This window comes from Salinibacterium sp. GXW1014, assembly GCF_044769865.1.
In the GTDB taxonomy this organism is placed as follows: domain Bacteria; phylum Actinomycetota; class Actinomycetes; order Actinomycetales; family Microbacteriaceae; genus Homoserinimonas.
Genome location: NZ_JBIZWA010000001.1, coordinates 352,263 through 377,663 on the forward strand (window position 1 = coordinate 352,263; position 25,401 = coordinate 377,663).

Consider the following 25,401-nt stretch of genomic DNA (forward strand, 5'->3'; position numbering starts at 1 on the left):
CAGCGCCGAATAGAGCATGGGCCCCGCGGAGCAATCTCCGCGGGGCCTTCTCAATCTGCGTACCCGTCAGCGGGCGGGAGTTTGAAGCGCATGCGTAGCTGCTCCCCCACGGCCCATTCGAGGTCATCGACCGATGCCTTGAGCGAGATGAAGTAGGGCGCCAGCATCATGACGCGGCGCCCTTCGGGCAGCGTGATGTTCATGCTGAACGCGACCGCGGTCGTGCCGTCGTCGAGCGAGCGCAGTTCGATCCTGAGCGCCTCGCCCGCGAGCACGGGCGACTCGAGGGCCGCCGAGATGAGGGTGTGGATGGCGGCACGTTGGGAGCGCGACATGCGGTTCGCCGCGCCATCCGGATCCTCAACAGAGAGGCGCTCGTGCTGGGGGATCGTCTCGAGCCAGCTCCGGTTCACGACCTCGACAAGGTCGGCACGGATGCCAGCGGCGAGGGATGCGGCATCCGCTCGTTCCTTGGCGCTGACGCGGCCGCCGTCGGCGACCCGTTGCAGGAGGGCCAGCACGTCGTCACCAATCGCGACGGGCGTGCCGTGCTGCTGCAGACGGCGCACGAAGGACGAGGGGCGCTCGGCGTTCTCCTCCCGGTCGTAGGGAAGGGCGCGCCATCGGGTGACGGCTGCGACGACCAGCCCGGAGAAGGCGGCACCGGCGACGCCGACATGGAACGGCAGGCTCGACCCCGCGATGAAGGCGCTCCACTCGCCGATCTGGGAGGTGTCGAAAGCCCACCGTGACGACAACCCCGCGATGAGCGCGCCGATGAGCCCGAGACCGCCGATGACGAGACCGGGCAGGTAGGGGACGAGGGCGACCATGACGGTCGCGAGGCCGAGCGGGCCAGTCCATTCGCCGAGCGGAACACTGCTGCCCCGGTGCCCGATCGCCGAAACCAGCATGCTCGCCACGCCGAGCGCCATGGGCAGCGCGGCCTGCGTGGGCCGCACGAGTGGACGGTGCGGTTGGGCGGCGCGCTGCACCACGAGGCATCCGAGCACCGAGAGAATCGTCGCGATGACGGTCGCGAACGGCGAGACACCCTGCCGCGCAATCATGATCGTGATCAGGATGCCGCCAGCTGCCGTCGACAGCACGGCGATGAGCGGAAGGTTGAAGGCGAGGATCCAGGTGAGGGGGTCGGCCTTCTGCGGGGAGGCCCTGAGCGTGGATGCGAAGGTCATGAGAATGCGCCCATGGTCTCCGACACCGGCAGCGAGATGACGACCGAGGTGCCAGCGCCGGGAGACGACCACAGGGTGACGCTGCCGCCCTGGTCCTCGATGCGCCTGACAATGGCCATGCGGATGCCCAGCCGGTCGTCTGCGATCGACTCCGGGTCAAAGCCGTGGCCGTCGTCGACGACCATGACGGTGAGGCGATCGGTGCCGTGGTCGATGAACACTTCCGCCGTCGTGCAACCCGAGTGTTGCAGCACGTTATCGAGGGCGGCCCGTATGGCGCCGAGGAGCGCCTCCCGGTCGGCGGGCGCGAGGGAGTCGATCATGTAGCTGCTCCCACCCACATCCACTGAGAGCCCACTCCACTGGAACTCGCGGATGATCTCGTAGAAGTCACTCTTGGGGACATGCCCGTGGGCATCCGCATCGGCGGGTGAGCGCCAGGCTCGGATCTCATCGAGGTCGCGTCGCAGCCGTGCCCGGTCGTAATCGGTGAGGGAGAGTGGCCCATGCGCGATCAGCGCGAGGTCACGGAGCACGGTCTCGTGCACGACGACCGCGGCACGGCGCTCACGCTGCCGCTCGTGCTCCTCGCGCTGCACCTCGGCGGCGATCGGTTCGGTGTCGACGAGCTGCTGCTGCGTGCGGTCGCTGAACCACATGAGGAGATAGGTGGAGAAGTACAGGAAGCCGATGAGAAGGGCGTATGAGTCTGGCTGGATGGGCAGACCGACAGCATGTTGGGTGCCGATGACAGCGGCCTCAGCGAGGAATGTTCCCACGAGGCTCCACACGGCGCCGCCGAGCGCGCCGCCCGCGGCCGCTCCCGTGAGCACGATCGCCGTGCCGATCGTGCCCACCAGCACGATTCGACCGGGATCGATCTCGAGCGTCACCATTTCGAGGATGTAGCCGACAATCGCAGCAGATCCGAGTGTGAGGTAGGCCACCGCCGTCAGCCACCCCGGCCACAGCGCGAGCACCGCGAGCATGGCGCCCGTGCAGACGATGGTGAGGAGGGGCGTGAGCATGAGCTCGGGACTGCCCTCGCGCAGGAAATATTCGGCCGTCACGACCCCGTGTTCGATGAGCACGACCGCCGCGAGTACCCAGCCCGCGCGCGTCGCCGCCTGCAGACGGAAGCCCGCCGCTATGGATCGCGGTGGGACACGGAGGGGCATGAGGCGAGGCTATGCGCCGCTTCTGCGACCGGCAACGTCCCTAAACGCGGGGCGGGCCTTTCTGTGCACGCGGCCCCACGCGTCTCAGGCCTGGAGCGACACGCTCTCGACGTAGCGCATGAATGCGGGGTCGACGATGATGGCGGCGAGCCACAGGGCGCTCACGAGCAGCACCGCCAGCACGCCGGCGACAAGCGGGATCCACCACGATGCCCTGCCGCGGCGCAGCGCCGTGACCGAGAGCCACAGCGTGAGCACCCACAGCAGCAGTTGGGCGACGATCGCGATGATGCCGAAGGTGCGCGCGGCGGTGAATGACGTGTAGGCGTCGAGCCCTTGGGCGGCGAACGCCGTCGCAAGGCCGTCGCCGAGGCCGAGCAGGCTCGGGATGCTCAGGAGCGTGCACGCGAGTCCGAACGCGAGGAGCATGGTGGTCGCCATGCGGTTGCCGGCGCCCTTGCGTGCGGCGGTGGATACCGCTGCTGGGCGCTCGACCGCGGGCGCTGCGGCGGCGGGGGCCGTGGCATCCGTCGCCTGTTCCTCCACGCGCGGCCGGGTGAGGGAGGCGAGGTGGCGCTCATACTCCTCGAGCGTCATGCCCCGAGCCTTCGCGACCTGCTCTGGGGTCGCGTACTCGCCGTACTCGGGGCGCGGGCGGTCTGCCGCTGCCGTCACTGCATCTGCCAGTCGAGCTTGCGGCGGCCGCCGAGGCCGCGGGCGTCGGGCTGGCCGCTGGCGTCGCGGCGGAGTTCCTTGGGGAGCGAGAACATGAGGTCCTCCTCGGCGGTGACGACCTGCTCGACATCGCGGTAGCCGGCGTCGGCGAGGTCGGTCAGCACCTGCTGCACGAGCACCTCGGGCACGGATGCTCCGGAGGTCACACCGACCGTCTCGACGCCGTCGAGCCATTCCTGGCGGATCTCGCTCGCGTAGTCCACGCGGTAGGCCGCCTTGGCGCCGTACTCGAGCGCGACCTCGACGAGGCGCACACTGTTGGAGCTGTTGGCGGAGCCGACGACGATGACGAGGTCAGCATCCGCAGCAACCTTGCGCACGGCGACCTGGCGGTTCTGCGTGGCGTAACAGATGTCGTCGCTCGGCGGGTCTTGCAGGTGCGGGAAGCGCTCGCGGAGGAGGCGCACGGTCTCCATGGTCTCGTCGACGCTCAGTGTGGTCTGCGAGAGCCACACGAGCTTGTCGGTATCGGGCACCTCGACGGTCGCGACCTCGGCAGGGCTGTTGACGAGGGTCGTGCGCTCGGGCGCGTGCCCCATCGTGCCCTCGACCTCCTCGTGGCCCGCGTGGCCGATGAGGAGGATGTGGAAGTCATCGCGGGAGAAGCGGGTCGCCTCGCGGTGCACCTTGGTGACGAGGGGGCAGGTGGCGTCGATCGCCTGCAGGCCGCGGTCGGCGGCGCCCTTGACGACGGCGGGAGAGACACCGTGGGCGCTGAAGACGAGGTGCGAGCCGGTCGGCACCTGGTCGACCTCGTCGACGAAGATCGCACCCTTCTTCTCGAGCGTGGAGACGACGTGCACGTTGTGCACGATCTGCTTGCGCACGTAGACGGGAGCGCCGAAGTTCTCGAGCGCCTTCTCGACCGCCACGACGGCTCGGTCGACCCCCGCACAGTAGCCGCGCGGCGCGGCGAGGATGACCCTCTTCTGACCGGCGACGGGCTCGTCGCGCAGACGCTCGCGGCGCTCGGGGATGACAGGGGCCGCGAGACTCGCCAGGCTTCCATTGCTGATCGTGCTCACACACCCAGTCTAGGCCGGGCTGCCTGCCCGAACGCTGGGCAGCGCGACCCGTGAGGTCGGGGGTGTCCCGTAGCCTGATGGCATGACGAGCGACGCCCTCCCGACCGTGGACTCCCCGTGGCCCGTGAGCGTGCTCTCGGGCAAGATCCGCGGCTGGATCGAGCGTCTCGGGGCGGTGTGGGTCGAGGGCGAGATCACCCAGTGGGGCGTCTCGGGCGGCAATGTGTACGGCAAGCTCAAGGACCTCGAGGCGGATGCGACCGTGAGCTTCGCCGTGTGGTCATCCGTGAAGGCGAAGATCCCTGCCGACCTCAAGCAGGGTGACCATGTCGTCGCGCTCGTCAAACCCAACTACTGGGTCAAGGGCGGCACCCTCACCATGCAGGTGCTCGACATGCGACACGTGGGCCTCGGCGACCTCCTCGAGCGCCTCGAGCGGCTTCGGCAGGCACTTCGTGCCGAGGGACTCTTCGACCCGGCGCGCAAGAAGCCGCTCCCGTTCCTCCCCGGCACCGTCGGCCTCGTCACGGGCAAGGATTCGGATGCCGAAAAAGACGTGTTGCGCAATGCCCAGCTGCGCTGGCCGGCCGTCGAGTTCCGCGTCGCGCACGCGGCCGTGCAGGGCGAGCGGGCCGTGAATGAGGTGATCGCCGCCATCCGCCGCCTCGACGCCGACCCGGAGGTTGACGTCATCATCGTCGCCCGCGGCGGCGGCGACTTCCAGAACCTCCTCGTCTTCAGCGACGAGCAACTCGTGCGCGCGGCGGCGGCCGCGACGACCCCCATCGTGAGCGCGATCGGCCACGAGAACGACCGACCCCTGCTCGATGATGTCGCCGACCTTCGGGCGTCCACGCCCACGGATGCCGCCAAGCGAGTGGTGCCGGATGTCGCGGAGGAGATCAGTCGCGTGCAGCAGGCCCGCGCGCGCATCGGGATGCGACTCACCTCACTCCTGTCGACCGAGGCGGACCGCCTCGAGCAATTCCGCAGCCGGCCCGTGCTCGCCTCCCCCTCCTGGATCGTCGACACGAGGGCCGACGAGCTCTCGCGCTGGACGGGCCGCGCGCATGAGCTCCTCGAGCTGCGCATCGAGCGCTCTCGCGCCTCGGTCGGCGAGCTCCGCTCGCAGCTGCGCGCGCTCTCCCCCAAGGCCACACTCGAACGCGGCTACGCGATCGCGCAACTGCCCGATGGCGCGGTGCTGCGGGATGCCGCGGATGCTCCCCCCGGAACCTCCCTCCTCCTCACCCTTGCGTCGGGGTCACTCACGGCCGAGACCACGCCGGGCGGGGCGACAGGCGCAGAACGGTAGGATTGCCGCGTGACAGAGAACCCCTCCCCCGACGTCTCCGAGCTCAGCTACGAGCAGGCGCGCGACGAACTCGTGCGTGTCGTCGCCGAACTGGAGCAGGGGTCCTCGACCCTCGAGCAGTCGCTCGCCCTCTGGGAGCGCGGTGAAGCACTCGCGGCCCGGTGCGAGGAGTGGCTCATCGGCGCACGCGCCCGCCTCGACGCTGCCCGCGCGACGGCGGAGTAGCCCGTGGCACGCAATAGCGGCGGCGAGTCCTCCGGACCGCGGGCGCCCATCGTTGCCGAGTTGGGCCGGCCCGAGACTCCCGAGGAGACGGCGGCCCGAAAGGCTGCCTCCTCGCGGCGCTATCGGGAGAGCAAGACGAGCATCAACCTGCTCGTCGCCCTCTTCGCGTCACTCGCCATTGTGCTCGTCACCGTCATGATCGTCGTGCGTCCCGCTCCGCCTCCCGCTGATCCCGTGAACTACTCCGAGATCGCTTCCCAGGTGCAGGCAGACCTTGGCGAGGTCGTCGCGAATCCCCAACTCGGCAGCGACTGGGTCGCCAACGCTGCTCGTGTCTCGACCGGTGCCGACGGTGTCGCCCGGTGGTACATCGGCTTCGTGACTCCCGAGAAGGATTTCGCGGCCATCACGCAGGGTATCGACGCCAACCCGACCTGGCTGGCCACGACCCTCGAGGGCGGCTTCGCGACCGGTACCGCGACGATCGCCGGGCAGGACTGGGACATCTACGACCGGCGTGATGGCGATGACATCGGCAACTTCGCCTACGCCATGGCAACCGTCGTCGGCACGAGCACGATCGTGCTCCACGGCACGGCGACGGACGAGGAGTTCGCAGAGCTGGCCACGGCCGTCACCGCCTCCATGGCCGCAGGCAGCCCTGCTTCGTCCGACAGCACAGTTTCGTCCGACAGCACAGTTTCGTCCGACAGCACCGAGGAGACCCCATGACGGACGCCCCACTCAAGACTCCGGCCGAAGCCTGGCAGGAGATGGTGCGCGGCAACGAGCGCTTCGTTGCCGGCACGCCGCGGCATCCGCGTCAGGATGTCGACCGAAGGCACGAGCTCCTGGGCGAGCAGAAGCCGAGCGTCGCCCTCTTCGGCTGCAGTGACTCGCGCCTCGCCGCCGAGATCATCTTCGACAAGGGACTCGGCGATTTGTTCGTCGTGCGCAACGCGGGCCAGATCATCTCTGACTCCGTGATCGGCACGCTCGAATACGCGGTCGCGGTCCTGCATGTTCCGCTGATTGTCGTGCTGGGCCACGACGAGTGCGGTGCCGTCCGCGCTGCGATCGACTCGCAGGAGACGCGCGCGCCCATGCTGCCGCCTCATATCCACCACCTCGTGGAGCGCATCACCCCCGCCGTGCTGCGCGTGCGCCGCAGCATCGAAGCCGGCGTACGCCCCGACGCGACTGAGGTCGGCCGCGAACACCTGCGCGACACCGTGCGGCAGCTGCTCGAATCATCCGAGCTCATCAGTGACGCTGTCGCCGCCGGTACGCTGGCTGTCGTGGGCGCAAACTACCGCCTCGCCGAGGGTACGGCCGTGCCCGACGTCATGGTCGGACAGGTCTGAGCTCTCCAGCCATGACTCCGCGGCAACCCCCGCCGCACCCCATCACCTGAACAGAAAGAGATGACAGCGCCGTGACATCAGAGCCTGAGTTCCGCATCGAGCACGACACGATGGGCGAGGTGCGCGTGCCCGTCAACGCCCTCTACCGCGCCCAGACCCAGCGCGCGGTCGAGAACTTCCCGATCTCGGGCAAGGGCCTCGAGTCGGCGCAGATCGCCGCCCTCGCGCGCATCAAGAAGTCTGCAGCGGTCGCCAACAAGGAGCTCGGTGTGCTCGACGCCGGCATCGCCGACGCGATCGTCGCCGCCGCCGACGAGGTCATCACTGGACAACACGACGAGCACTTCCCCGTCGACACCTACCAGACCGGCTCCGGCACCTCGTCGAACATGAACATGAACGAGGTGCTCGCGACCCTCGCGACGCGTCACCTCGGTGCCGACGTGCACCCCAACGACCACGTCAACGCCTCACAGTCGTCGAATGACGTCTTCCCGACCTCGGTGCACGTCGCCGTGACGCAGGCCCTCATCGAGGATCTCGTGCCCGCGCTCGACTACCTCGCGGTCGCGCTCGAGGAGAAGGCGGAGCTGTGGAAGACCGCTGTCAAGGCCGGCCGCACGCACCTCATGGATGCCACGCCCGTGACGCTCGGCCAGGAGTTCGGCGGCTACGCGCGCCAGATCCGCCTCGGCATCGAGCGCGTCGAGGCATCTCTCCCCCGCGTCGCCGAGGTGCCGCTCGGTGGCACCGCGGTCGGCACGGGCATCAACACGCCCGCCGGCTTCCCCCAGAAGGTCATCGCGCTCCTCGCAGCCGAGACGGGCCTGCCGATCGTCGAGGCGAAGGACCACTTCGAGGCGCAAGCCAACCGCGACGGCCTCGTCGAGGCATCCGGTGCGCTCCGCACGATCGCGGTCTCGATGACCAAGATCAACAACGACCTGCGCTGGATGGGCTCCGGCCCCAACACGGGCCTCGGCGAGCTGCACATCCCAGACCTGCAGCCCGGCTCCTCGATCATGCCCGGCAAGGTCAACCCGGTCGTGCCGGAGGCCGTGCTCATGGTCGCCGCCCGCGTCATCGGCAACGATGCGACCGTCGCGTGGGCTGGAGCATCCGGCTCCTTCGAGCTCAACGTCGCCATCCCGGTCATGGGCACGGCGCTGCTCGAGTCGGTGCGTCTGCTCGCGAACGCCTCGCGCGTGCTCGCGGACAAGACCATCAAGGGCCTCGAGGCGAACCTCGAGCGCACCTCGGCGCTTGCAGGCATGTCGCCCTCGATCGTCACCCCGCTCAACAAGTTCATCGGCTACGAGAACGCCGCCAAGATCGCCAAGCACTCAGTCGCCAAGGGCATCACGGTGCGCGAGGCCGTCATCGAGCTCGGCTACCTCGAGCGCGGCGAGCTCACGGAGGAGCAGCTCGACAAGGCGCTCGACGTGCTCGCAATGACGGTGCCGCCCACGGCGTAGCCGTACTCAGCACGCGATCGACGCGGGTCGGCCACTGGCCGGCCCGCGTTGTTGCATCTCGGCGGCACCCGCGAGCGGGACCTCACACCTCGCGTCAGCGGGGTTCGATGACCGGCACAAGACGCACATCGGCGCCGTCGAGCGTCTGCACCGCCCGCTCGCCGATCGGCACGGCGAGGTCGATCGGGATCAGCAGCGACGGCCCGACCGTGGAACCCCCGGCGCAGAACTCATGGCCGACTGCATCTGCGCCGACCGGCGCCGCGATGGCCGAGGAGATCGACACCTGCACGGCCTCCGCCGTCTCGATGACGACAGCCTCGACCGGGGCGCACTGCGGCTTGACCCGCACATTGAGCACAAGCTCTGCGCTGTCGAGCGCCGCGAAGTCTCCCGTCGGCTCGCGTCCGATCAGGGTGTCGCTCGCGCCAGGGGCGTCATAGGTGTCGAGATAGACGAGGTAGCGGGGCTGGTGCGTGGCGTTGTCGAAGGGCTGGTAGCCGAGGAGCGGTTGGGGCGCGAAGCTCGGGTTCGCGACATCCGCCGACTGCACGACGCGGTCGACGACAACGGGCGTCGGCGCAGTGCCCCACATCCGCTGCAGGGCGGTCTTGGGCGGCTCGGGGGTGGGCAGCGAGTCAATGAAACTGACGGCCGCGACGACCGCGATCGTGAGGAAGGTGCCAACACCCAGGCCGGACAGGATGCGATGGAACGCATAGGCGGTCGCGCCCGGCTCGCTCGCATCGGGGTTCCTGCGGAGCCACGACGCGAGGACGCGCCACTGGGAGCGCGGCGAGACGAGTCCCCACAGGAAGAAGACCGCGAGGAGCGCCGCCGCGAAGACCAGAAAACTCACATGACGACTCTACGGCGTGCCGGGGTGGCCTCGACTCGACCACCCCGGCGCATCCGTCGATCAGGAGAGCTCGTTGGACTCCAGCATGTCGGTGACGAGCGCCGCGATCGCGCTGCGCTCAGACCGCGTGAGGGTGATGTGCCCGAAGAGCGAGTGCCCCTTGAGCGCCTCGATGACGGATGCCACACCGTCGTGCCGACCGACGCGCAGGTTGTCGCGCTGGGCAACGTCATGTGTGAGCACGACGCGCGAGTTCTGGCCGATGCGACTGAGCACTGTGAGGAGCACGTTGCGCTCGAGCGACTGCGCCTCGTCGACGATCACGAAGGCGTCGTGGAGCGAGCGCCCCCGGATGTGCGTGAGCGGCAACACCTCGAGGAGCCCTCGGTCGATGACCTCGTCGAGCACGTTCTGCGACACGACGGACCCGAGGGTGTCGAAGACCGCCTGTGCCCACGGATTCATCTTCTCGGCGGCATCGCCGGGCAGGTAGCCGAGCTCCTGGCCACCGACCGCGTAGAGCGGGCGGAACACCATGATCTTGCGGTGCTGTTGCTTCTCGAGAACGGCCTCGAGGCCGGCGCACAGGGCGAGCGCCGACTTTCCCGTGCCCGCGCTGCCACCGAGCGAAACGATGCCGACGTCGGGGTCGAGCAGCAGGTCGATCGCGAGCCGCTGCTCGGCTGAGCGGCCGTGGAGGCCGAAGACCTCGCGGTCGCCGCGCACGAGACGCACCTCGCCGCGTGCAGTCACACGCCCGAGTGCGGAGCCCCGATCGGAGTGGATGACGAGCCCCGTGTTGATCGCGAGGTCACCCGCGGCACGGCTCGAGATCTGCTCCTGGTCGTAGAGCGTCGCCATCTGCTCGCTTGAGAGGTCGAGCTCGGCCATGCCCGACCATCCGGAGTCCACCGCCATCTCGGCGCGATACTCCTCGGCCGCGAGACCGATGGATGCTGCCTTGACGCGCATCGGGAGGTCCTTCGACACGACCGTGACCGCGAGGCCCTCCGTGGCGAGATTCATGGCGACCGCGAGGATGCGCGAGTCGTTGTCGCCCAGCTTCAAGCCGGAGGGCAGTGTCTCCATGCTCGAGTGATTGAGTTCGACGCGAAGCGAGCCACCATTGCCGACCGCGATGGGAAAGTCGAGACGCTCGTGCTTGACGCGCAACTCGTCAAGGTTGCGGAGCGCCTGGCGCGCGAAGTACCCGATCTCGGGGTCGTGGCGCTTGGCCTCGAGTTCCGAGATGACCACGACGGGAAGGACGACTGCGTGCTCCGCGAAGCGGAAGATCGCCCGGGGATCCGAGAGCAGCACCGAGGTGTCAAGCACATAGGTGCGCTCAATCTGCTGCACGACGGCAGACGGCGAGGCCGCCGGCGCCTGGTTCGGATTCGACTGCTCTGCCTTGGACTGGGCCACATTCGCTCCATTCCCGAGCGCAAGGCGCTCGGTTTCTCAGCGAAACGGCCGTGCCCGCTCTGGTCGGGCGTAACTCGAAACGAACTTACGTGGCCGTCTCGATCAGGCGCCATACCTGATGACTCTGACGCTACGTCCGCGCACGCGCTGCGGGGCGAACGACACGCGGCCGAAGGTTACGGATGCGTGAACACCCGTGTCAGGCAGAAACGCCCGCGGCGAACTCGGCGAGCGCCATTCGCAGGAGCGACAGGGTCTCCTCGCTCGTCGACACGTGCGGACTGAGACGGATGCTGCTGCGCCACACTGTCGCGGAGACAGCATGGTTGTGCAGGGCCGCCGCGAGCGGGGTGACGTGTGCCGCATCCGGTTCCACAACGACGATGCCGGCGCGTTCGTCCGCGGCCCGAGGTGAGATGACGGGCAGGCCGAACTCATCGACGACGGCGAGCACCTGGTCGACGCGTTCGTGGAGCCCCGCCTCCACCTCGTCGATGCCGACGACATCGAGCCGCTCGAGCGCAGTCGCGAGCCGGGCTTGGGCGGTGGGCCGAGGGCGAGAGATCGCGAAGGACGCCGCCGCACGCGGCGCCTCTGGGACATCTGGTACCCCTCCCTCGCCGGACATCTCGAGGAAGTCGGCCGGTTCGTCGATCCAGCCGGAAAGCACGGGTTCGATCCGTTCGAGGGCCCGGTCGCTCATGACGAGGAAGCCCGTGCCGCGTCCGGCCCGCAGCCACTTCTGCCCGCCGGACACGATGACATCCGCGACCTCCCAGGGAGCGTCAACGGCACCGAATGCCTGCACCGCGTCGACGATGAGGAGGCGGTCACCGATGACCTGGCGGATACCCTCGAGGTCGATGCGGTAGCCGGTGCGGAAGTCGACCACGCTCACGAGGACGGCCGTGACCTCCTCCGGTAGCTCGCGGAAGGTGCCGGGGGTCACTCGGCCATACTCGGGCTCGAGCCAGAGCGGCTGCAGCCGACCGAGCGCACGCTGGGCTCTCGCGACCGCGAAGAGGGTGCTCGGGTATTCAGCGGGCGAAAGCGCGACGACGCCCTCGAGCCCGAACATGGTGTGCATGATGCCGGTGCTCGTGTCGGGCTGGAACACCACCTGGTCGCTCTCGAAGCCTGTGGCCCTCGCGACGGCCTCGCGCATCCGCTCGTCGTGCTGCTCGGCCGAGTCGAGGGTGCCGAAGCGGGCCCGGCTCGTGAGCTCGGCGACCATGCGCTCTTCGGCGATGACCGGCTCGCCAGCGGGGCCAAGGTAGGCGAAGTCGAGGTAGCCGGGGTCCTCCGCGAAGTCTGTGACGTATTCGGTGAGCGGCGCGACCGGGGGCGTGCGACGACGGATCACGAACCGAATCTCCGGTTGCGCGTTGCGTAGTCGCGGAGGGCACGAAGGAAGTCGACCTCGCGGAGGTCTGGCCCCAGCGCTTCGACGAAATAGAACTCGCTGTGGGCGCTCTGCCACAGCATGAAGTCACTCAGTCGCTGCTCGCCCGAGGTACGGATGACGAGATCGGGGTCGGGCTGACCGCCCGTGTAGAGGTGGTTGCCGATGAGCTCCGGCGTGAGGATGTCTGCCAGGGCGTCGAGCGTGCCGCCCCTGCTGCCGTGTTCCCGCACGATGCTGCGCATGGCATCCGCGATCTCGCGACGGCCACCGTAGCCGACCGCCAGGTTAATGTGGAGGCCCTTCTTGCCTTCCGTGCGTGCCTCAGCCGCCTTCAACGCGTGCACGAGCGGCTCGGGAAGACCCTCGGGCGAACCGACATGCTGCACGCGCCAGTCACGGTAGTGCGAGAGGTCTTCTGCGAGGTCGGCGATGATCTCGAAGAGCCCGTGCAACTCGTCTTCCTTGCGGCCGACCAGATTGTCGGTCGAGAGCAGGTAGAGCGTCGCGTGTTTGATGCCAAGATCGTCGCACCACACGAGGAACTCGCGGAACTTCGCTGCGCCCGCGCGATGCCCGTGCGCGACGGCGCCGAGGGAACGCTGCCGCGCCCAACGACGATTGCCATCCAGGATCATCGCCACATGCTTCGGCAGTTCCTGCGTGGCGAGCCAGCGCCGGATGCGGTTCTGGTACAGCCCATAGAGGATGCCTCGCCCCAGGGGGACTTCCCGTTTCTGCACGGGTCTACGCTAGCCCACCGCGCCGATGAGGCTCGGTTTCCTTTCAGGATCGTTCTCCCAGCGAACCCATAGAATCCGGTCATGACCAGCCCCGACTCCCGCGGAACCGGGTCGAGCACCGCACACGAACCCGGTACCGACCTGCCCAACATCCCCCTCCTCGACGACGAGCGGGAACGTCACGGCGCGGAGGTCGAGGCCAAGCCGACCTGGCGGGGCTGGATCCACGCGGGGACCTTCCCCCTCGCGATCGTGCTCGGGGTCGTGCTGATCGTGCTCGCCGACGGCGCTGCCGCCAAGGTGTCATCGGCAGTCTTCATCGCCTCGTCGATGCTGCTCTTCGGCATCTCGGCGCTCTACCACCGCTTCAACTGGAGCGACCGCACCAAGCGCATCCTGAAGCGACTCGACCACGCCAACATCTTCCTGCTCATCGCGGGCTCGTACACGCCCATCACGGTGCTGGCGCTACCGGAGGAGAAGTCGTGGCTGCTGCTCGGCCTCGTGTGGGGTGGGGCGCTGCTCGGCATCGGCTTCAGGGTGTTCTGGATCGGCGCGCCGCGCTGGCTCTACGTGCCGCTGTATGTGCTGCTCGGCTGGGCGGCCGTCATGTTCATCGTCGACTTCTTCCGCGCCGACGCCGTCATGATGACCCTCATCATCGTGGGCGGGCTCTGCTACACCGTCGGCGCGGTCGTCTACGGCATGAAGAAGCCGAACCCCGTGCCCGGAGTCTTCGGCTTCCACGAGATCTTCCACACCCTGACGCTCGTGGCGTTCCTCTGCCACTGGACGGGCATCCTGCTCGTGGCGATCGACCCGCCGCTCGCCTAGCGGCCCGACCGTTCAGGCGGAGGCGTCAGGCTTCTGCTCTGCCTGCTCTGCCTGCTCTGCCTGCTCTGCCTGCTCTGCCTGCTCTGCGGCAAGCTTCTCGCGGATCTCGCCGCGGTAGCGGGTGCGTCGCACCCGCCGGTTCATGTCGATCGCGATGAACACGACCGCGGCAGCCACCAGGAACGTCGCGACGAAACCGATGACACCCGGTGTGACCGTGTTGGGGTCGAAGTCCGCATCCTCGGCAGACGCCAGGAGCGCGAAGAGCATGGTGGCGGACTCGACAACGAGTGCATTCATGCGCCCGCCTCCTCACTGCTGGCGGGTTCGCCAGTCTCGCTAATGCCGGCGAACAGGTCGTTCTCCGGGGTGGTCGTCGGCACTCGTGACGACACGAGCTCGTAGTCCTCGAACGGCCATGCCTCCCTCTGGAGGTCGAGGGTCCAGAAGAAGAATGAACTGTCTGGCGGCACCTGGCTGGCATGAGCCTTCAGGGCCGCGTCGCGCACCTCGAAGAAGTCGCCGCAGGGCACGTGGGTCGTCGCGGTGTCTGGCTTGGTGCCCATCCAGCCGAGCATCCGCTCGACCTCCTCGAGGAGGTGCGACTCGGGGTCGCGCGCCCGCAGGGCATCCGCGAGGGCATTGATCTTGGTGGGGTTGAAGCCGCGGTCGTAATAGACCTTCTGCACCTGCCACGGCTCCCCCGCCTCCGGGTACTGCTCGGCATGCGCCGCGGCCTCGACCGCGAACATCGTCACGTCGTGCGTCTTGATGTGATCCGGATGCGGGTAGCCGCCGTTCTCGTCATAGGTCACGACCACCTGCGGCTTGAACTCGCGGATGATGCGCACGAGCGGCGCACCCGAGTGCTCGACCGGGATCGTCGCGAAGGAGTTCGCCGGCAGGAGTTCGCCCTCGGCGGGCAGGCCGGAATCCATGTACCCGAGCCAGCGGTGCTGGATGCCCAGCATCTCCTGTGCCTTCGCCATCTCGTAGCGGCGGAAACCACCCATGTCGCGATCGGCCATCGCACGCGGATCGAGGCCCTCATAGAGCACGTCGCCGCGCTCACCACCGGTGCAGCTCACGACCATGACCTCTGCGCCCTGCGCGAGGTAGTAGGCCGCGGTCGCAGCGCCCTTGCTCGACTCGTCGTCGGGGTGGGCATGCACGGCCAAGAGTCGCCTGGTCACGGTGCTCCTTCGATACGAATAGTCTTGAAGACAAGCGTAAGGGGAGACAGTGACAGGCGCAGACCAGGCGGGCGAGAACTTCGCGACGGCCACGGATGCGGCCGCTCTCGACGCTCGCTACGGCCGCACCCCGCAACGCCGCGCTCGCCAGCGACTGCTCGCCTGGGTCAGCGCGATCGCCGTCGCGCTCGTCTTCGTGGCATGGGTCGCGTGGGCTGCCTTCGACGGCACGGCGGCGTCCCTCCAGTCCCGGATGCTCGGCGCAGACATCCAGGCCGACCGCAGCGTCATCATCACCTACGAGGTCAGTGCGCCGGCGGGTTCCGAGGTCTCCTGCGCGCTCGAGGTGCAGAACGACAAGCACGCGATCGTGGGCTGGAAGATCGTCGACCTGCCGGCATCCGATCGCTACACCCGAACCTTCACCGAAGAGGTGCGCACGGTAGATCAGGGCGTCACAGGCTTGATCTATCGCTGCTGGCTGGCGTAAACTCTGTTTCTGGAGATCGGCCGGTTGGCCGATCTCATTCGTTTATGTGAGTCGACACGCAGATTTGCATACCTACGGGCCGCACCTCCTTCCCTGGCGAGCGGCCCCTTCGTGTTGAGGGAGTACACCATGTCCGGGCAGATCACAGAAACCTGGCTGACGCAGGAGGCATACGACCGGCGCAAGGCCGAGCTCGAACACCTCTCGGGCGAGGGCCGCTCGGAGATCGCGAAGCGCATCGAGGCCGCCCGCGAAGAAGGCGACCTCAAGGAAAACGGCGGCTACCACGCAGCCAAGGAGGAACAGGGCAAGATCGAGGCGCGCATCCGCGTGCTCACGGAGCTCCTTCGCCACGCCAAGGTCGGCGAGCCCGCCGAGTCTGGTGTCGTCGCGTCCGGCAGCGTCGTGACGGCGCTCGTCATGGGCGATGAAGAGGTCTTCCTGCTCGGCAGCCGCGAGATCGTCGACGATGAGGCCGACAGCGAGCTCGACGTCTACAGCGAGGGCAGCCCGCTCGGCGAGGCCATCCTCGGTCTCAAGGTCGGCGACAAGACCTCCTACACGGCACCGAACGGCCGCGAGATCTCAGTCGAGATCAAGAAGGTCGAGCCCTACCAGCCGTAGTTCTCACTGTTCAGGACGGCCGAGCGGCCGTCCTGAATTGTGCGGGTCAGAAGTCGCTGCGCGGGTCGTAGCCTGCTTCGCGCAGGCGCTCGAGCACGCGCTGCACATGCTCAGGACCTCGTGTCTCGATGCTCAACTCGATCTCGACCTCACCCATGAGGGCGTTGCGGTTGTGCCGCGTGTGCAGCACCTCGACGACGTTGGCATTCGCCTCGCTGATGAGCTCGGCGATGCGGGCCAGCTGTCCGGGACGGTCAGGCAGCATGAGCCGCAGCTTGAGGTAGCGATCGGATGCCACGAGCCCGCGCGAGATCACACGCTCCATGACCTGCGGGTCGATGTTGCCGCCGCTGAGGATCGCGACCGTCACGCCCGTGTCCTTGACCTTGCCCGTGAGGATCGCCGCGACCGCGGCGGCGCCAGCGGGCTCGACGACAAGCTTGGCGCGCTCAAGCAACACCAGCAGGGCGCGGGCGATGTCGTCATCCGTCACCGTGACGATCTCGTCGACGGTCTCGCGGATGATGTCGAAGTTGAGCACACCGGGGGTCGCGACGGCGATGCCGTCGGCGATCGTGGGGGCGACAGTGACGGGCGTGGGCCGGCCGGCCGCGATCGACCCCGGGTACGGGGCGGCGTTCGCGGCCTGCACGCCGATGACCCGCACTGGGCGACCGAGGGTCGCGAGCTTCTGGTGGAGGGCACTCGCGACACCGGCCGCGAGCCCACCGCCGCCGATCGGCACGATCACGGTCTCGAGGTCGGGCACCTGCTCAAGCATCTCGAACGCGAGCGTGCCCTGGCCCGCCACGACATCGTGGTGGTCGAAGGGTGGAATGAGCACGGCGCCCGTCGACTCCGCGAAGGCGGCAGCAGCGCGGAGTGGCTCCTCCACCGTGTGCCCGCGCAGCACGACCTCGGCGCCGTAGCTGCGCGTCGCCTGCAGCTTCGGTAGGGCCACGCCGACCGGCATGAAGATCGTCGCCGCGATGCCGAGCTCGCGGGCCGCGAAGGCAACGCCCTGCGCGTGGTTGCCCGCCGAGGCCGCCACGACGCCCCGCGCACGCTCCTCGGGCGAGAGCTGTGAGAGCCGGTTGTAGGCTCCGCGGATCTTGTAGGACCCCGTGCGCTGCAAGGACTCGCACTTGAGGTGGACGGGCCCGCCGACGAGGTCGGACAGGTAGCGCGAACTCTCCATCGGGGTGACCTGCGCCACCGTGCTCACGCGCTCGCAGGCTGCCTCGAACTCCGCGAGCGTCGGGCCGGGGATGGCACGAACCTCGGTCGCCGCCGTCGCTGCTGTCGTGTCAGTCATTGCCTGGCTCCTTCCGGCCGTGTCGGCGATCGCCGTGAGGCGCTGGCCTCCCTGCCCCACTCCTCCGCGAGCGCGACACCACCCGGCTCCTTCCACCGCTGGCGGGCGATGTACCCGACCATCACGTTGAGCGTTGCCACGACGGGCACCGCGAAGAGCGCACCGGGGATGCCCGCGAGGAAGCTTCCTCCCGCAACGGCGAGCACAACCGCCAGCGGATGAATCTTGACCGCGTTGCCCATGATGAGCGGCTGCAGCACGTGGCTCTCGACCTGCTGCACCAAGAGCACGATGCCGAGCATGATGAGCGCGACCACGATGTCCTTGAAGACGAGGGCGATGAAGACCGCGAGCGCGCCCGTGAGCACGGCGCCCACGATCGGCACGAAGGAGCCGAGGAAGACCGCAACCGCGATCGGCACAACGAGCGGCAGCTGGAGGATGAAGGCTCCGAGACCGATACCGATCGCGTCGATCGCCGCGACGAAGATCTGCACCTTGACGAACTGCGTGAGCGTGCCCCACCCCGCGCGACCCGAACCGTCGATCGCGGGGCGAGCGGCCACGGGGAAGATTCGCACGAACCAGCGCCAGATCGTGCGCCCGTCAACGAGCATGATGACCGTCGCGAAGAGCACCAGGAAGAGTCCAGCGACGAAGTGGCCCGCGGTCGAGCCGATCGACATCGCGCCACTCACGAGCACTTCGCTGTCGCGCTGCACGCTCGCCCAGATCTCGGCCGCATACTCCGTGATCTGCGCTTCAGTGAGGTGCAGGGGGGATGCGAGGAGGAAATCCTTGAACTCCTCCCAGGCCTCGAGCGACTGCACCTGGAGTTGCGGCAGCCCGGCACGCACCTCAAGGACGATGAGCACGACAAGACCGCCGACGACCGTCACGAGTGCGACGAGGGCGGTGATGATCGCGAGCCAGCGGGGCCAACGGTGCCGCTGCAGGAACTGCGAGAAGGGAACGAGGAGCGCGCTGATGAGGATTGCGATCATGAGCGGCACGACAATGATGCGCAGTTCCATGATGAGGAAGACCAGGAGGGCGACAACCGCCGCGATCGCGAGGATGCGCCACGACCAGGCACCCGCGACACGCATGCCGCGCGGCACCAGTTCCTCTTCGCGGGCGCGCTGCGGCACGGAGGGAGAGGACTTGCTCCGACCGAAGATCACCCGGCAAGTCTAGACGGGCGAGGCGCCGCCGCCCCGATGTATTCCGAAGGACGCATGTACGGCGTTCCCGTCAGCCGGCGACGGCCACAACAGGCACCCCGCGGAACCGCAGCCCGACCCCCTCGCCGGGCCTCGGCGCCACACCGAGGTCGTGCTGCACTGTAACGACGGTGCCATCGTCGAGTTGCACTCGCGTGCGGCGGAGGGAACCGAGGAAGCTGCTCGCAAGCACGACACCGGCGAGCGAACCGGGTTCCCCCGCAGGGACGAACAGGATGTCCTCCGGCCGCACGAGGGCCTGCGCGGCGCCATCCGTCGCCGTTCCGAGCACGGGGAGTTCGGCGCCCTGGAACGCCACGCGACCCGCCGAAACCACCCCGGGGATGCGATTGCTGAGCCCCACGAAGCTCGCCACGAATGCCGAGGCTGGCGACCTGTACAACTCCTCGGGCGTGCCGACCTGCTCCACCCGCCCATCATTCATGACCGCGACCCGGTCGGCGACCGCGAGCGCCTCCTCCTGGTCGTGCGTCACGAACACGGTCGTGATGCCGAGGGAGGCCTGCAGCCGATGGATCTCATCGCGCAGTTGCACCCGCACCTTCGCGTCGAGGGCCGAGAGCGGTTCATCGAGCAGGAGCACCCGCGGTCGCGTCACGAGCGCCCGGGCAAGCGCCACCCGCTGCTGCTGCCCACCGCTCAACTGGTGGGCATAACGCTCGGCGAGGTGACCGAGCCCGACCATCTCGAGAGCCTCCAGCGCTCGGGCGCGGCGATCCTTCGCACCGACCCGGCGCATCCGGAGCCCGAATTCCGTGTTCTCCACCACCGTGAGGTGCGGGAACAACGAGTACGACTGGAAGACCATCCCCATGTCACGCTGATTGGCAGGCATCGGCGCGACATCCTTCCCATCGACGAGGATGGCGCCCGAGGTCACGGCCTCCAGCCCAGCGAGGCTGCGGAGCGCAGTCGTCTTGCCACAGCCCGAGGGGCCCAGCAGCGCCAGGAACTCCCCCTCCTCGATCACGAGATCGACCCCGTCGAGCGCGCGACTGCCGCCGGGGTAGACCTTCGTCACGCCGCGGAACTCAACGCGCGTGCCACGCGCGCCCTGCGCGGTGACGAGAGTCATGGCATCCGTCATCGTGGTCATGTTCTCTTCCTTCGGGTTCGGGTTCGGGTGGCGCCGGCGCGGGCGATCACGAAGAGCATCGTGAAGGCGAAGGCAAGCGCGAGCAGGGCGAAGATGATCGCCACATAGGGGTCGCTCTTGGAGACCTGCACGAGCGCGGTCTGCAGGTTCTGCCGATTGAGCAGGGACGCGATCGTGTACTCCCCCAGCACGACCGCGACAGCGATGACGGATGCCGCGAGCACTCCACCCCGGATATTCGGGACGATCACACTCACGACGACCCTGGCCCACCCCGCACCGAGCGAACGCGCCGCCTCGCTCAGGGTGACCACGTCGACCGCACCGAGCGCGGACTGCACCGCTCGGTGCGCGAAGGGCAGCACCGTGATGCCATAGGCGAAGGCGAGCGTCCACGGGGCTGTGCCGACCGTGCTGGCCAACACCGAGTAGACCGGCGCGAGACCGACCACGAGCACGACCGCCGGCACCGTGATGGGCACGAGGCAGAGAAGCTCGAGCGGGCGCGCCAGGCGCGGGAACCGGAGCGTCACGAGGATCATCGTCGGCACGAGCAGCAGCACGACGATGCCGACCGTGACCGCCGCGAGCACGATCGAGTTGCCGACGCCCGTGAACAGGGCACGGTAGCGACGCTCGTTCTCCGGGTCGAGGATGTCGGCCCAGTGGTTCAGGTCATAGCCCCCACCAAGGCCGGCGCGGAGGGTGAACTCCGCCATCGCGATGATCGGGATGGCAAAGACGAGCCCCACCGTCGCCAGGATGACGATGCGGGTCGCCCGGGATGGGGCGATACCCACGCGGCTCATCGCTGCCACCGTTCAGTGCGACGCTGCAGGAGCGAGTACGCCCCCATCACGACGAGCATGACGACGACCATGCCGATGGCGAGCGCCCCCGCGACATTCTCGCGACCGAGCACCGTCTCACTGACGAGGGCCGCGCGGATCTGTAGCGGAACGATCTGCGCGCCCTGGCTGATGAGCGCTGCCGCCGTCGCATACGACGAGAACGCGTTCGCGAAGAGGAGCAGCAGGCTGCCGAGGAAGGCCGGCATGAGGATGGAGCCACCGACGCGGACCCAGAAGCCCCAGCGCGAGCATCCGAGGGTCGCAGCGGCCTCCGCCCACTGGGGACGCAGGCCCTCCATGGCCGGCATGAACGTGATCACCATGAGCGGCACCTGGAAGTATAGGTAGGGCAGCAGGAGGCCCGGCACCTGGTAGAGCCATACCCCGTCGGCGAAGATGTCCACGCCGAAGGTCTCGAACAGCCAGCGCGTGACAAGCCCCTGGATGCCGATCGTCGCGATGAACGCGAAGGCCAGCATCACGCCGCCGAACTGGGCGAGCACACCGCTCACGGCATCGACCACGCTGCGGAGGATGCTGTCGGGCCGCGAACCGACCAGGGCGAAGCAGACGACGGCGCCGATCAGCGCGCCAACAATCGCCGTGACGGCCGAGACCCAGAACGAACTCAGGAAGGCATCGATGATGACCGGTTCGCCGAGCGCCGCCAGATTGTCAAGCGTCAGACGACCGTCGCCGTCGAAGAAACCGGTCGCGAGCGCGACCACCGTCGGCACCACCAGGAACAACAGGATGTACACGCCGAACGGGGCGAGCCCAAGATGGGCCCACCCCGCACGCCGCGTGTGCGGTGCAGCCATTACCGGATGGCCGCAGCCCACTTCTCAGCGAGGAGCGCCGACGCGGCCTCGGTCTGCTCAGGGGTGAACTGCACGAGGTCCGCGGGGGCCTCGCCGACCGCGCCCAGCGCATCCTCGTCGACCGTGCCAGCCTCGATCATCGCGGCGAGACGCACCGGGTAGGCGCCAGCCTCCAGGTACAGGTTCTGCGCCTCATCGCTGAAGATGAACTCCTGCCACAGGCGGGCCGCCGCCGGGTGCGGGGCATCCACGTTGATCGCCTGGTTGTAGTAGCTGCCGACCGCGACGCCGGGAAGCACGGTGACCTTCCAATTGCGCTGGCCCTCGTTCGCCTTCGACTCAGCGAGGTTGTTGTAGCTCCAGTCGAACACGACGGGGGTCTCACCTGACGCGATCGTGGCGGGGGTCGGGTCGAGCGGCAGGAAGTTGCCCGCCGCGTTCAGCTCTGCGAAGAAGTCGATGCCGGCCTGGATGTCGTCCGCCGAACCGCCTGCCTGGAGCGCGGCGAGGTTGACGGCAGCAGCGGCGGCGCCCGCCTGCGTCGGGTCGCCGTTCAGCGCCACCTTGCCCTTGAACTCCGAACCGAGGAGGTCGTCAAGGCTCTCGGGCTCCGGCACAGCGTCCGCGTCGTAGCCGATCGACATGAGGCCCGTGTAGTCATAGACCCAGAGCCCCGTCGACTCCTTGTGGTCGGCGGGAATGTCGTCCCACGTCTCCACCTTGTAGGGGGCGAAGTAGTCGAGGCTCTCAAGCGCCACGGCCGAACCGAGGTCGAAGACATCCGGAGCAGTGTCCTGGCCCTTGAGGTTCTTCGCCGCCTGAATCTCCTCGGCGCTCGAGACGTCGGGGTCGGCCGAGTTCACCGTGATGCCGAACTTGTCCTCGAACGCGGCGATGATCTTGCCGTAGTTGGCCCAGTTCTCGGGCAGCGCGATGACGTTGAGCTCGCCCTCCGCCTGCGCAGCCTCGATGAGGCCTTCCATGCCTCCGAAGTCGGCTGCGCTCGTCGCGGTCGCCGCGTCGACCTCGGATGCACCGGCCTCGGCCTGGGAGCAGCCGGTGAGTGCCACGGCTGCGGCCGCCAGCAGTGCGAAGCCCGCGGTGTAGTGCTTCTTGATCAAGGGAATTCCTCCTGAGCCCGGACGGCGGGCCGCGCTGTGAGCGGCTCGGGATCACCCTCCGGCCCTCGGAACCTAGGGCCGTGATGCGACCGGCACGTGGAACGCGCGTGAACGATGGGTGAACGACTGTCGGGAGTGCCAGCTATCGTCTGAAGAGTGCCACTCACCACACTCTCCGCAGCACAGGCGAGGCGCCTTGCCCTCGGAGCGCAGGGCTTCGGGTCGCGGCCTGGCGAGGGTGGCGGCATCCGTCGCTTGCGTGGCCTCGTGCGGAGTCTCGGCCTGCTGCAGCTCGACTCCGTCAACGTCTTCGAACGCAGCCACTACCTTCCCGCCTTCTCGCGGCTGGGGGTCTACGACAAGACGCAGCTCGATCGGCTCACCTTCGACCCGGCGGGTGGGCACACGGAGTACTGGGCGCACGAGGCCGCCGTCATCCCCCTTGAGACGTGGCCGCTCCTACGCTGGCGCATGGAGGACCGGCGCGCGAAGGCGCTGGGCAATCCCGAGCACTGGGCGCACAGCAACCAGGCCATGCTCGCGTGGCTTCGCGATGAGCTGGCAGAGAAGGGGCCGCTCGCGGCGAGCGCGATCGAGCACGACGCCAACAAGCGCAGTGGGCCGTGGTGGGGCTGGTCTGACGTCAAGCGCGGCCTCGAGTACCTCTTCGCGTGGGGCGACGTCGTGAGCGCTGGCCGCACCCGCTTCGAGCGCCGCTATGCGCTGCCGGAGCAGGTCATGCCCCAGCACATCCTCGACACGACGGTCGAGCGCTCGGAGGCACAACGCCAGCTCATCGAGATCGGGGCACGCGCCCACGGGGTCGGCACCGCCACCGACCTCGCCGACTACTTCCGCATGTCGACCGCCGAGGCGAGCACCGCCATTCGCAACCTGACGGACGAAGGCGTGCTCGAGCCCGTCACGGTCGAGGGCTGGACCCGCGGCGCCAAGCCGCTCCCCGCGTGGAAACATCGGGACGCCACGGTGCCGCGGCGCATCCAGACCGCAGCCCTCCTCTCGCCCTTCGACCCCGTCGTGTGGTTCCGGCCGCGAGCCGAGCGCCTCTTCGACTTCCACTACCGCATCGAGATCTACACGCCCGAACCGAAACGGGTCTACGGCTACTACTCGCTGCCGATCCTCCTCGACGATCGCCTCGTCGGCAGGGTCGACCTCAAGAGCGACCGCAAGGCCGGCATCCTGCGCGTGCAGTCCGCCTGGCAGGAGACGGATGCGCCAGCCGAGACGGCGGCACGACTCGCTCCCCTCCTGCAGCAGGCCGCCGCGTGGCAGGGCCTCGGCGCGGTCGACGTCGTCGACCGAGGCACGCTCGCGCCTGCGCTCGCGCCTGCGCTCGCCGCTGAGCTCCGCTAGAAGCCGCTGCCGATCGTGCGGAGGCGGGCGATGCGCTTCTCGAGAGGGGGATGCGTCGAGAACATGCGGTCCACGATGCCTGGCTTGGTTGGGTCGCTGAGCCACATGTGCGCCATCGACGTGTTCTGACGCCTCATGGGTCGCCCGTACTGGCCCAGCTTCGCGAGGGCACTCGCGAGGGCTTCCGGATGCCGCGTGGTCATGGCACCAGTCGCATCCGCAAGGTACTCACGCTCACGTGAGACAGCCGCCTGCACCATGGTGGCCGCGAGCGGCGCCAGGATCATGGCGGCGATGCCGAGGACCAGCACGATCGGGTTGCCGCCATTGTTGTTGCGGTTGCCGCCGAAGAACGACATGCGCATGAGGATGTCGGCGATGAAGCCGATCGCGACGACGAGGCCGAAGACAATCGTCGTGACGCGGATGTCGTAGTTCTTGACGTGCCCCATCTCGTGCGCCATGACACCCTCGAGCTCGGCATCCGTCATCATCTCGAGCAGGCCCGTTGTCGCCGCGACGACAGCGTGCTGCGGGTCGCGGCCGGCCGCGAAGGCGTTGGGCGCGGGGTCGTCGACGATGTAGACCTTCGGCATCGGCAGACCCTCCGTGATCGAGAGGTTCTCGACGATGCGGTACAGGCGGGGGTCGTCACGCTTCTCGATCGGGCGCGCGCCGCTCAATGCGACCGCCTGGCGCCCCGAGGCGAAGTACTGAATCACCACATAGATGAGGGCGCCGACGATCGTGCCGGTGAAGATGGCCCAGTTGCCGCCGCCCCAGATGGCATCCGCGACGAAGGCAAGCACGGCGATGAGGATGAGGAACAGCAGGATGATGAAGACGGTGTTGCGCTTGTTCCTCGCTATGGCGCGATACATTCAGCCCCCGACGCCCGAGGTCAGAACTGGACGCGCGGCGGCTCGGCGATCGCAGCCGAGTCCGACACCTCGAAGAACTCACGCTCGTTGAAGCCGAGGCCGCGCACGAAGAGCGTGTTGGGGAAGACCTTGATCTTGGTGTTGAGCTCACGCACGCCACCGTTGTAGAAGCGGCGAGCCGCCTGGATCTTGTCTTCCGTGTCTACGAGCTCGCCCTGCAGCTGCAGGTAGTTCTGGCTCGCCTGGAGCTGCGGGTATGCCTCCGCGACGGCGAAGATGCTCTTGAGCGCCGACTGCATGTGGTTCTCGGCGACTGCCGCCTCGGCGGGGCTGCCCGCGCTGAGCGACTCCGCACGAGCCTTCGTGACCGCCTCGAAGACGCCCTTCTCGTGCGCCGCGTAGCCCTTGACCGTCTCGATCAGGTTCGGAAGGAGGTCGGCGCGCCGCTTGAGCTGCACCGTGATGTCACTCCACGCCTCGTCGACGCGCACGTTGAGGGTGACCAGGCCGTTGTAGGTGGCCCAGAGATAGATGCCCACCACCACGACGAGCAGGATGATGATGCCGAAGATGATGAGGAGTTCCATGGCAGAACTATAGCGAAGGGGTGCT

The 25,401-nt window shown here is 68.1% G+C and carries 27 protein-coding genes; 9 read left to right on the forward strand and 18 right to left on the reverse strand.

Going from position 1 to position 25,401, the window contains the following annotated elements; all coding sequences use genetic code 11:
* Positions 1–50 precede the first annotated feature (50 nt).
* The 4 genes from ACIQK7_RS01675 to ACIQK7_RS01690 all read right to left on the reverse strand — a co-directional run bounded on the left by ACIQK7_RS01675 (position 51) and on the right by ACIQK7_RS01690 (position 4,134).
* Positions 51–1,196, reverse strand: coding sequence for a hypothetical protein (locus tag ACIQK7_RS01675; protein WP_403020592.1), 1,146 nt, complete (start codon positions 1,194–1,196; stop codon positions 51–53).
* On the reverse strand, positions 1,193–2,374 hold the full coding sequence (locus ACIQK7_RS01680; protein WP_403020595.1) for a sensor histidine kinase: 1,182 nt from the start codon (positions 2,372–2,374) through the stop codon (positions 1,193–1,195). Before ACIQK7_RS01680 ends, ACIQK7_RS01675 begins: the two co-directional genes overlap by 4 nt.
* Before the next feature lie 84 nt (positions 2,375–2,458).
* On the reverse strand, positions 2,459–3,049 hold the full coding sequence (locus ACIQK7_RS01685) for a DUF6264 family protein (RefSeq protein ID WP_403020598.1): 591 nt from the start codon (positions 3,047–3,049) through the stop codon (positions 2,459–2,461).
* The gene (locus ACIQK7_RS01690) at positions 3,046–4,134 is read right to left on the reverse strand and encodes a 4-hydroxy-3-methylbut-2-enyl diphosphate reductase (protein WP_403020600.1); all 1,089 of its coding nucleotides are present in this window, start codon (positions 4,132–4,134) and stop codon (positions 3,046–3,048) included. Before ACIQK7_RS01690 ends, ACIQK7_RS01685 begins: the two co-directional genes overlap by 4 nt.
* 82 nt (positions 4,135–4,216) lie before the next feature.
* Between ACIQK7_RS01690 and xseA the strand changes: the two genes are divergently transcribed.
* From xseA to ACIQK7_RS01715, 5 genes are all read left to right on the forward strand, one after another.
* Positions 4,217–5,449 (forward strand): exodeoxyribonuclease VII large subunit, encoded by a 1,233-nt coding sequence (gene xseA, locus ACIQK7_RS01695; protein WP_403020602.1) that lies wholly within the window; start codon positions 4,217–4,219, stop codon positions 5,447–5,449.
* Between the two features lie 9 nt (positions 5,450–5,458).
* On the forward strand, positions 5,459–5,674 hold the full coding sequence (locus ACIQK7_RS01700) for an exodeoxyribonuclease VII small subunit (RefSeq protein WP_147722179.1): 216 nt from the start codon (positions 5,459–5,461) through the stop codon (positions 5,672–5,674).
* Positions 5,675–5,677: 3 nt separating this feature from the next.
* The gene (locus ACIQK7_RS01705; RefSeq protein WP_403020606.1) at positions 5,678–6,406 is read left to right on the forward strand and encodes a DUF4245 domain-containing protein; all 729 of its coding nucleotides are present in this window, start codon (positions 5,678–5,680) and stop codon (positions 6,404–6,406) included.
* Positions 6,403–7,038 (forward strand): carbonic anhydrase, encoded by a 636-nt coding sequence (locus tag ACIQK7_RS01710; RefSeq protein WP_403020609.1) that lies wholly within the window; start codon positions 6,403–6,405, stop codon positions 7,036–7,038. Before ACIQK7_RS01705 ends, ACIQK7_RS01710 begins: the two co-directional genes overlap by 4 nt.
* A 71-nt stretch (positions 7,039–7,109) precedes the next feature.
* Complete coding sequence (locus ACIQK7_RS01715) at positions 7,110–8,513, forward strand: class II fumarate hydratase (RefSeq protein WP_403020611.1); 1,404 nt, start codon at positions 7,110–7,112, stop codon at positions 8,511–8,513.
* 94 nt (positions 8,514–8,607) lie between these two features.
* Here ACIQK7_RS01715 and ACIQK7_RS01720 read toward each other — a convergent pair whose 3' ends face one another.
* From ACIQK7_RS01720 to ACIQK7_RS01735, 4 genes are all read right to left on the reverse strand, one after another.
* Positions 8,608–9,372: a hypothetical protein gene (locus tag ACIQK7_RS01720; RefSeq protein ID WP_403020614.1), complete on the reverse strand. Its 765-nt coding sequence runs from the start codon at positions 9,370–9,372 to the stop codon at positions 8,608–8,610.
* Between the two features lie 60 nt (positions 9,373–9,432).
* Positions 9,433–10,731: a PhoH family protein gene (locus ACIQK7_RS01725; protein WP_403023927.1), complete on the reverse strand. Its 1,299-nt coding sequence runs from the start codon at positions 10,729–10,731 to the stop codon at positions 9,433–9,435.
* Positions 10,732–10,996: 265 nt separating this feature from the next.
* Positions 10,997–12,160, reverse strand: coding sequence for an aminotransferase class V-fold PLP-dependent enzyme (locus ACIQK7_RS01730; RefSeq protein ID WP_403020616.1), 1,164 nt, complete (start codon positions 12,158–12,160; stop codon positions 10,997–10,999).
* Positions 12,157–12,942, reverse strand: coding sequence for an isoprenyl transferase (locus ACIQK7_RS01735; protein WP_403020618.1), 786 nt, complete (start codon positions 12,940–12,942; stop codon positions 12,157–12,159). Before ACIQK7_RS01735 ends, ACIQK7_RS01730 begins: the two co-directional genes overlap by 4 nt.
* A gap of 81 nt (positions 12,943–13,023) precedes the next feature.
* On the opposite strand from ACIQK7_RS01735, the gene ACIQK7_RS01740 reads away from it, so the two are divergent.
* Positions 13,024–13,776 (forward strand): hemolysin III family protein, encoded by a 753-nt coding sequence (locus ACIQK7_RS01740; RefSeq protein WP_403020620.1) that lies wholly within the window; start codon positions 13,024–13,026, stop codon positions 13,774–13,776.
* Positions 13,777–13,788: 12 nt separating this feature from the next.
* Here the strand turns inward: ACIQK7_RS01740 and ACIQK7_RS01745 are convergent, their stop codons facing one another.
* Both ACIQK7_RS01745 and mca read right to left on the reverse strand, forming a co-directional pair.
* Positions 13,789–14,076: a hypothetical protein gene (locus ACIQK7_RS01745; RefSeq protein ID WP_403020622.1), complete on the reverse strand. Its 288-nt coding sequence runs from the start codon at positions 14,074–14,076 to the stop codon at positions 13,789–13,791.
* Positions 14,073–14,969: a mycothiol conjugate amidase Mca gene (gene mca / locus ACIQK7_RS01750; protein ID WP_403020625.1), complete on the reverse strand. Its 897-nt coding sequence runs from the start codon at positions 14,967–14,969 to the stop codon at positions 14,073–14,075. The genes ACIQK7_RS01745 and mca overlap by 4 nt, the downstream gene beginning before the upstream one ends.
* A gap of 49 nt (positions 14,970–15,018) precedes the next feature.
* Between mca and ACIQK7_RS01755 the strand changes: the two genes are divergently transcribed.
* Both ACIQK7_RS01755 and greA read left to right on the forward strand, forming a co-directional pair.
* Entirely contained in the window at positions 15,019–15,459 is a 441-nt protein-coding gene (locus ACIQK7_RS01755; protein ID WP_403020627.1) for a DUF4307 domain-containing protein, read from the forward strand.
* 129 nt (positions 15,460–15,588) lie between these two features.
* The gene (gene greA, locus ACIQK7_RS01760) at positions 15,589–16,083 is read left to right on the forward strand and encodes a transcription elongation factor GreA (RefSeq protein ID WP_403020629.1); all 495 of its coding nucleotides are present in this window, start codon (positions 15,589–15,591) and stop codon (positions 16,081–16,083) included.
* Between the two features lie 46 nt (positions 16,084–16,129).
* Here greA and ilvA read toward each other — a convergent pair whose 3' ends face one another.
* The 6 genes from ilvA to ACIQK7_RS01790 form a co-directional block, all read right to left on the reverse strand.
* Entirely contained in the window at positions 16,130–17,398 is a 1,269-nt protein-coding gene (gene ilvA, locus ACIQK7_RS01765) for a threonine ammonia-lyase (protein WP_403020631.1), read from the reverse strand.
* Positions 17,395–18,582 carry an AI-2E family transporter gene (locus tag ACIQK7_RS01770; protein ID WP_403020633.1) on the reverse strand — a complete coding sequence of 396 codons (1,188 nt, stop codon included), beginning with the start codon at positions 18,580–18,582 and terminating at the stop codon, positions 17,395–17,397. Before ACIQK7_RS01770 ends, ilvA begins: the two co-directional genes overlap by 4 nt.
* A gap of 70 nt (positions 18,583–18,652) precedes the next feature.
* Entirely contained in the window at positions 18,653–19,738 is a 1,086-nt protein-coding gene (locus ACIQK7_RS01775) for an ABC transporter ATP-binding protein (RefSeq protein WP_403020636.1), read from the reverse strand.
* Positions 19,735–20,547, reverse strand: coding sequence for an ABC transporter permease subunit (locus tag ACIQK7_RS01780; protein ID WP_403020637.1), 813 nt, complete (start codon positions 20,545–20,547; stop codon positions 19,735–19,737). The genes ACIQK7_RS01775 and ACIQK7_RS01780 overlap by 4 nt, the downstream gene beginning before the upstream one ends.
* Positions 20,544–21,410 (reverse strand): ABC transporter permease, encoded by an 867-nt coding sequence (locus tag ACIQK7_RS01785; protein WP_403020639.1) that lies wholly within the window; start codon positions 21,408–21,410, stop codon positions 20,544–20,546. The genes ACIQK7_RS01780 and ACIQK7_RS01785 overlap by 4 nt, the downstream gene beginning before the upstream one ends.
* Positions 21,410–22,537 carry an ABC transporter substrate-binding protein gene (locus ACIQK7_RS01790; RefSeq protein ID WP_403023930.1) on the reverse strand — a complete coding sequence of 376 codons (1,128 nt, stop codon included), beginning with the start codon at positions 22,535–22,537 and terminating at the stop codon, positions 21,410–21,412. Before ACIQK7_RS01790 ends, ACIQK7_RS01785 begins: the two co-directional genes overlap by 1 nt.
* Before the next feature lie 150 nt (positions 22,538–22,687).
* Here ACIQK7_RS01790 and ACIQK7_RS01795 point away from each other — a divergent pair, with 150 nt between their 5' ends.
* On the forward strand, positions 22,688–23,908 hold the full coding sequence (locus tag ACIQK7_RS01795) for a winged helix-turn-helix domain-containing protein (protein WP_403020640.1): 1,221 nt from the start codon (positions 22,688–22,690) through the stop codon (positions 23,906–23,908).
* On the opposite strand, the gene ACIQK7_RS01800 is transcribed toward ACIQK7_RS01795, so the two are convergent.
* Positions 23,905–24,789, reverse strand: a complete 885-nt coding sequence (locus ACIQK7_RS01800; protein WP_403020641.1) for a M48 family metallopeptidase — start codon at positions 24,787–24,789, stop codon at positions 23,905–23,907. The genes ACIQK7_RS01795 and ACIQK7_RS01800 overlap by 4 nt on opposite strands.
* 20 nt (positions 24,790–24,809) lie before the next feature.
* A complete protein-coding gene (locus ACIQK7_RS01805) occupies positions 24,810–25,376 on the reverse strand; it encodes a LemA family protein (RefSeq protein WP_403020644.1) in 567 nt (188 codons plus the stop codon).
* Between the last annotated feature and the right edge of the window lie 25 nt (positions 25,377–25,401).

Bases quoted from the DNA above. Each gene is read 5' to 3' on its own strand.
- ACIQK7_RS01675 (WP_403020592.1), bottom strand. From the start codon at position 1,196: ATGACCTTCGCATCCACGCTCAGGGCCTCCCCGCAGAAGGCCGACCCC.
- ACIQK7_RS01680 (WP_403020595.1), bottom strand. From the start codon at position 2,374: ATGCCCCTCCGTGTCCCACCGCGATCCATAGCGGCGGGCTTCCGTCTG.
- xseA (WP_403020602.1), top strand. From the start codon at position 4,217: ATGACGAGCGACGCCCTCCCGACCGTGGACTCCCCGTGGCCCGTGAGC.
- ACIQK7_RS01710 (WP_403020609.1), top strand. From the start codon at position 6,403: ATGACGGACGCCCCACTCAAGACTCCGGCCGAAGCCTGGCAGGAGATG.
- ACIQK7_RS01740 (WP_403020620.1), top strand. From the start codon at position 13,024: ATGACCAGCCCCGACTCCCGCGGAACCGGGTCGAGCACCGCACACGAA.
- ACIQK7_RS01745 (WP_403020622.1), bottom strand. From the start codon at position 14,076: ATGAATGCACTCGTTGTCGAGTCCGCCACCATGCTCTTCGCGCTCCTG.
- greA (WP_403020629.1), top strand. From the start codon at position 15,589: ATGTCCGGGCAGATCACAGAAACCTGGCTGACGCAGGAGGCATACGAC.
- ilvA (WP_403020631.1), bottom strand. From the start codon at position 17,398: ATGACTGACACGACAGCAGCGACGGCGGCGACCGAGGTTCGTGCCATC.
- ACIQK7_RS01775 (WP_403020636.1), bottom strand. From the start codon at position 19,738: ATGACCACGATGACGGATGCCATGACTCTCGTCACCGCGCAGGGCGCG.
- ACIQK7_RS01780 (WP_403020637.1), bottom strand. From the start codon at position 20,547: ATGAGCCGCGTGGGTATCGCCCCATCCCGGGCGACCCGCATCGTCATC.
- ACIQK7_RS01785 (WP_403020639.1), bottom strand. From the start codon at position 21,410: ATGGCTGCACCGCACACGCGGCGTGCGGGGTGGGCCCATCTTGGGCTC.
- ACIQK7_RS01800 (WP_403020641.1), bottom strand. From the start codon at position 24,789: ATGTATCGCGCCATAGCGAGGAACAAGCGCAACACCGTCTTCATCATC.
- ACIQK7_RS01805 (WP_403020644.1), bottom strand. From the start codon at position 25,376: ATGGAACTCCTCATCATCTTCGGCATCATCATCCTGCTCGTCGTGGTG.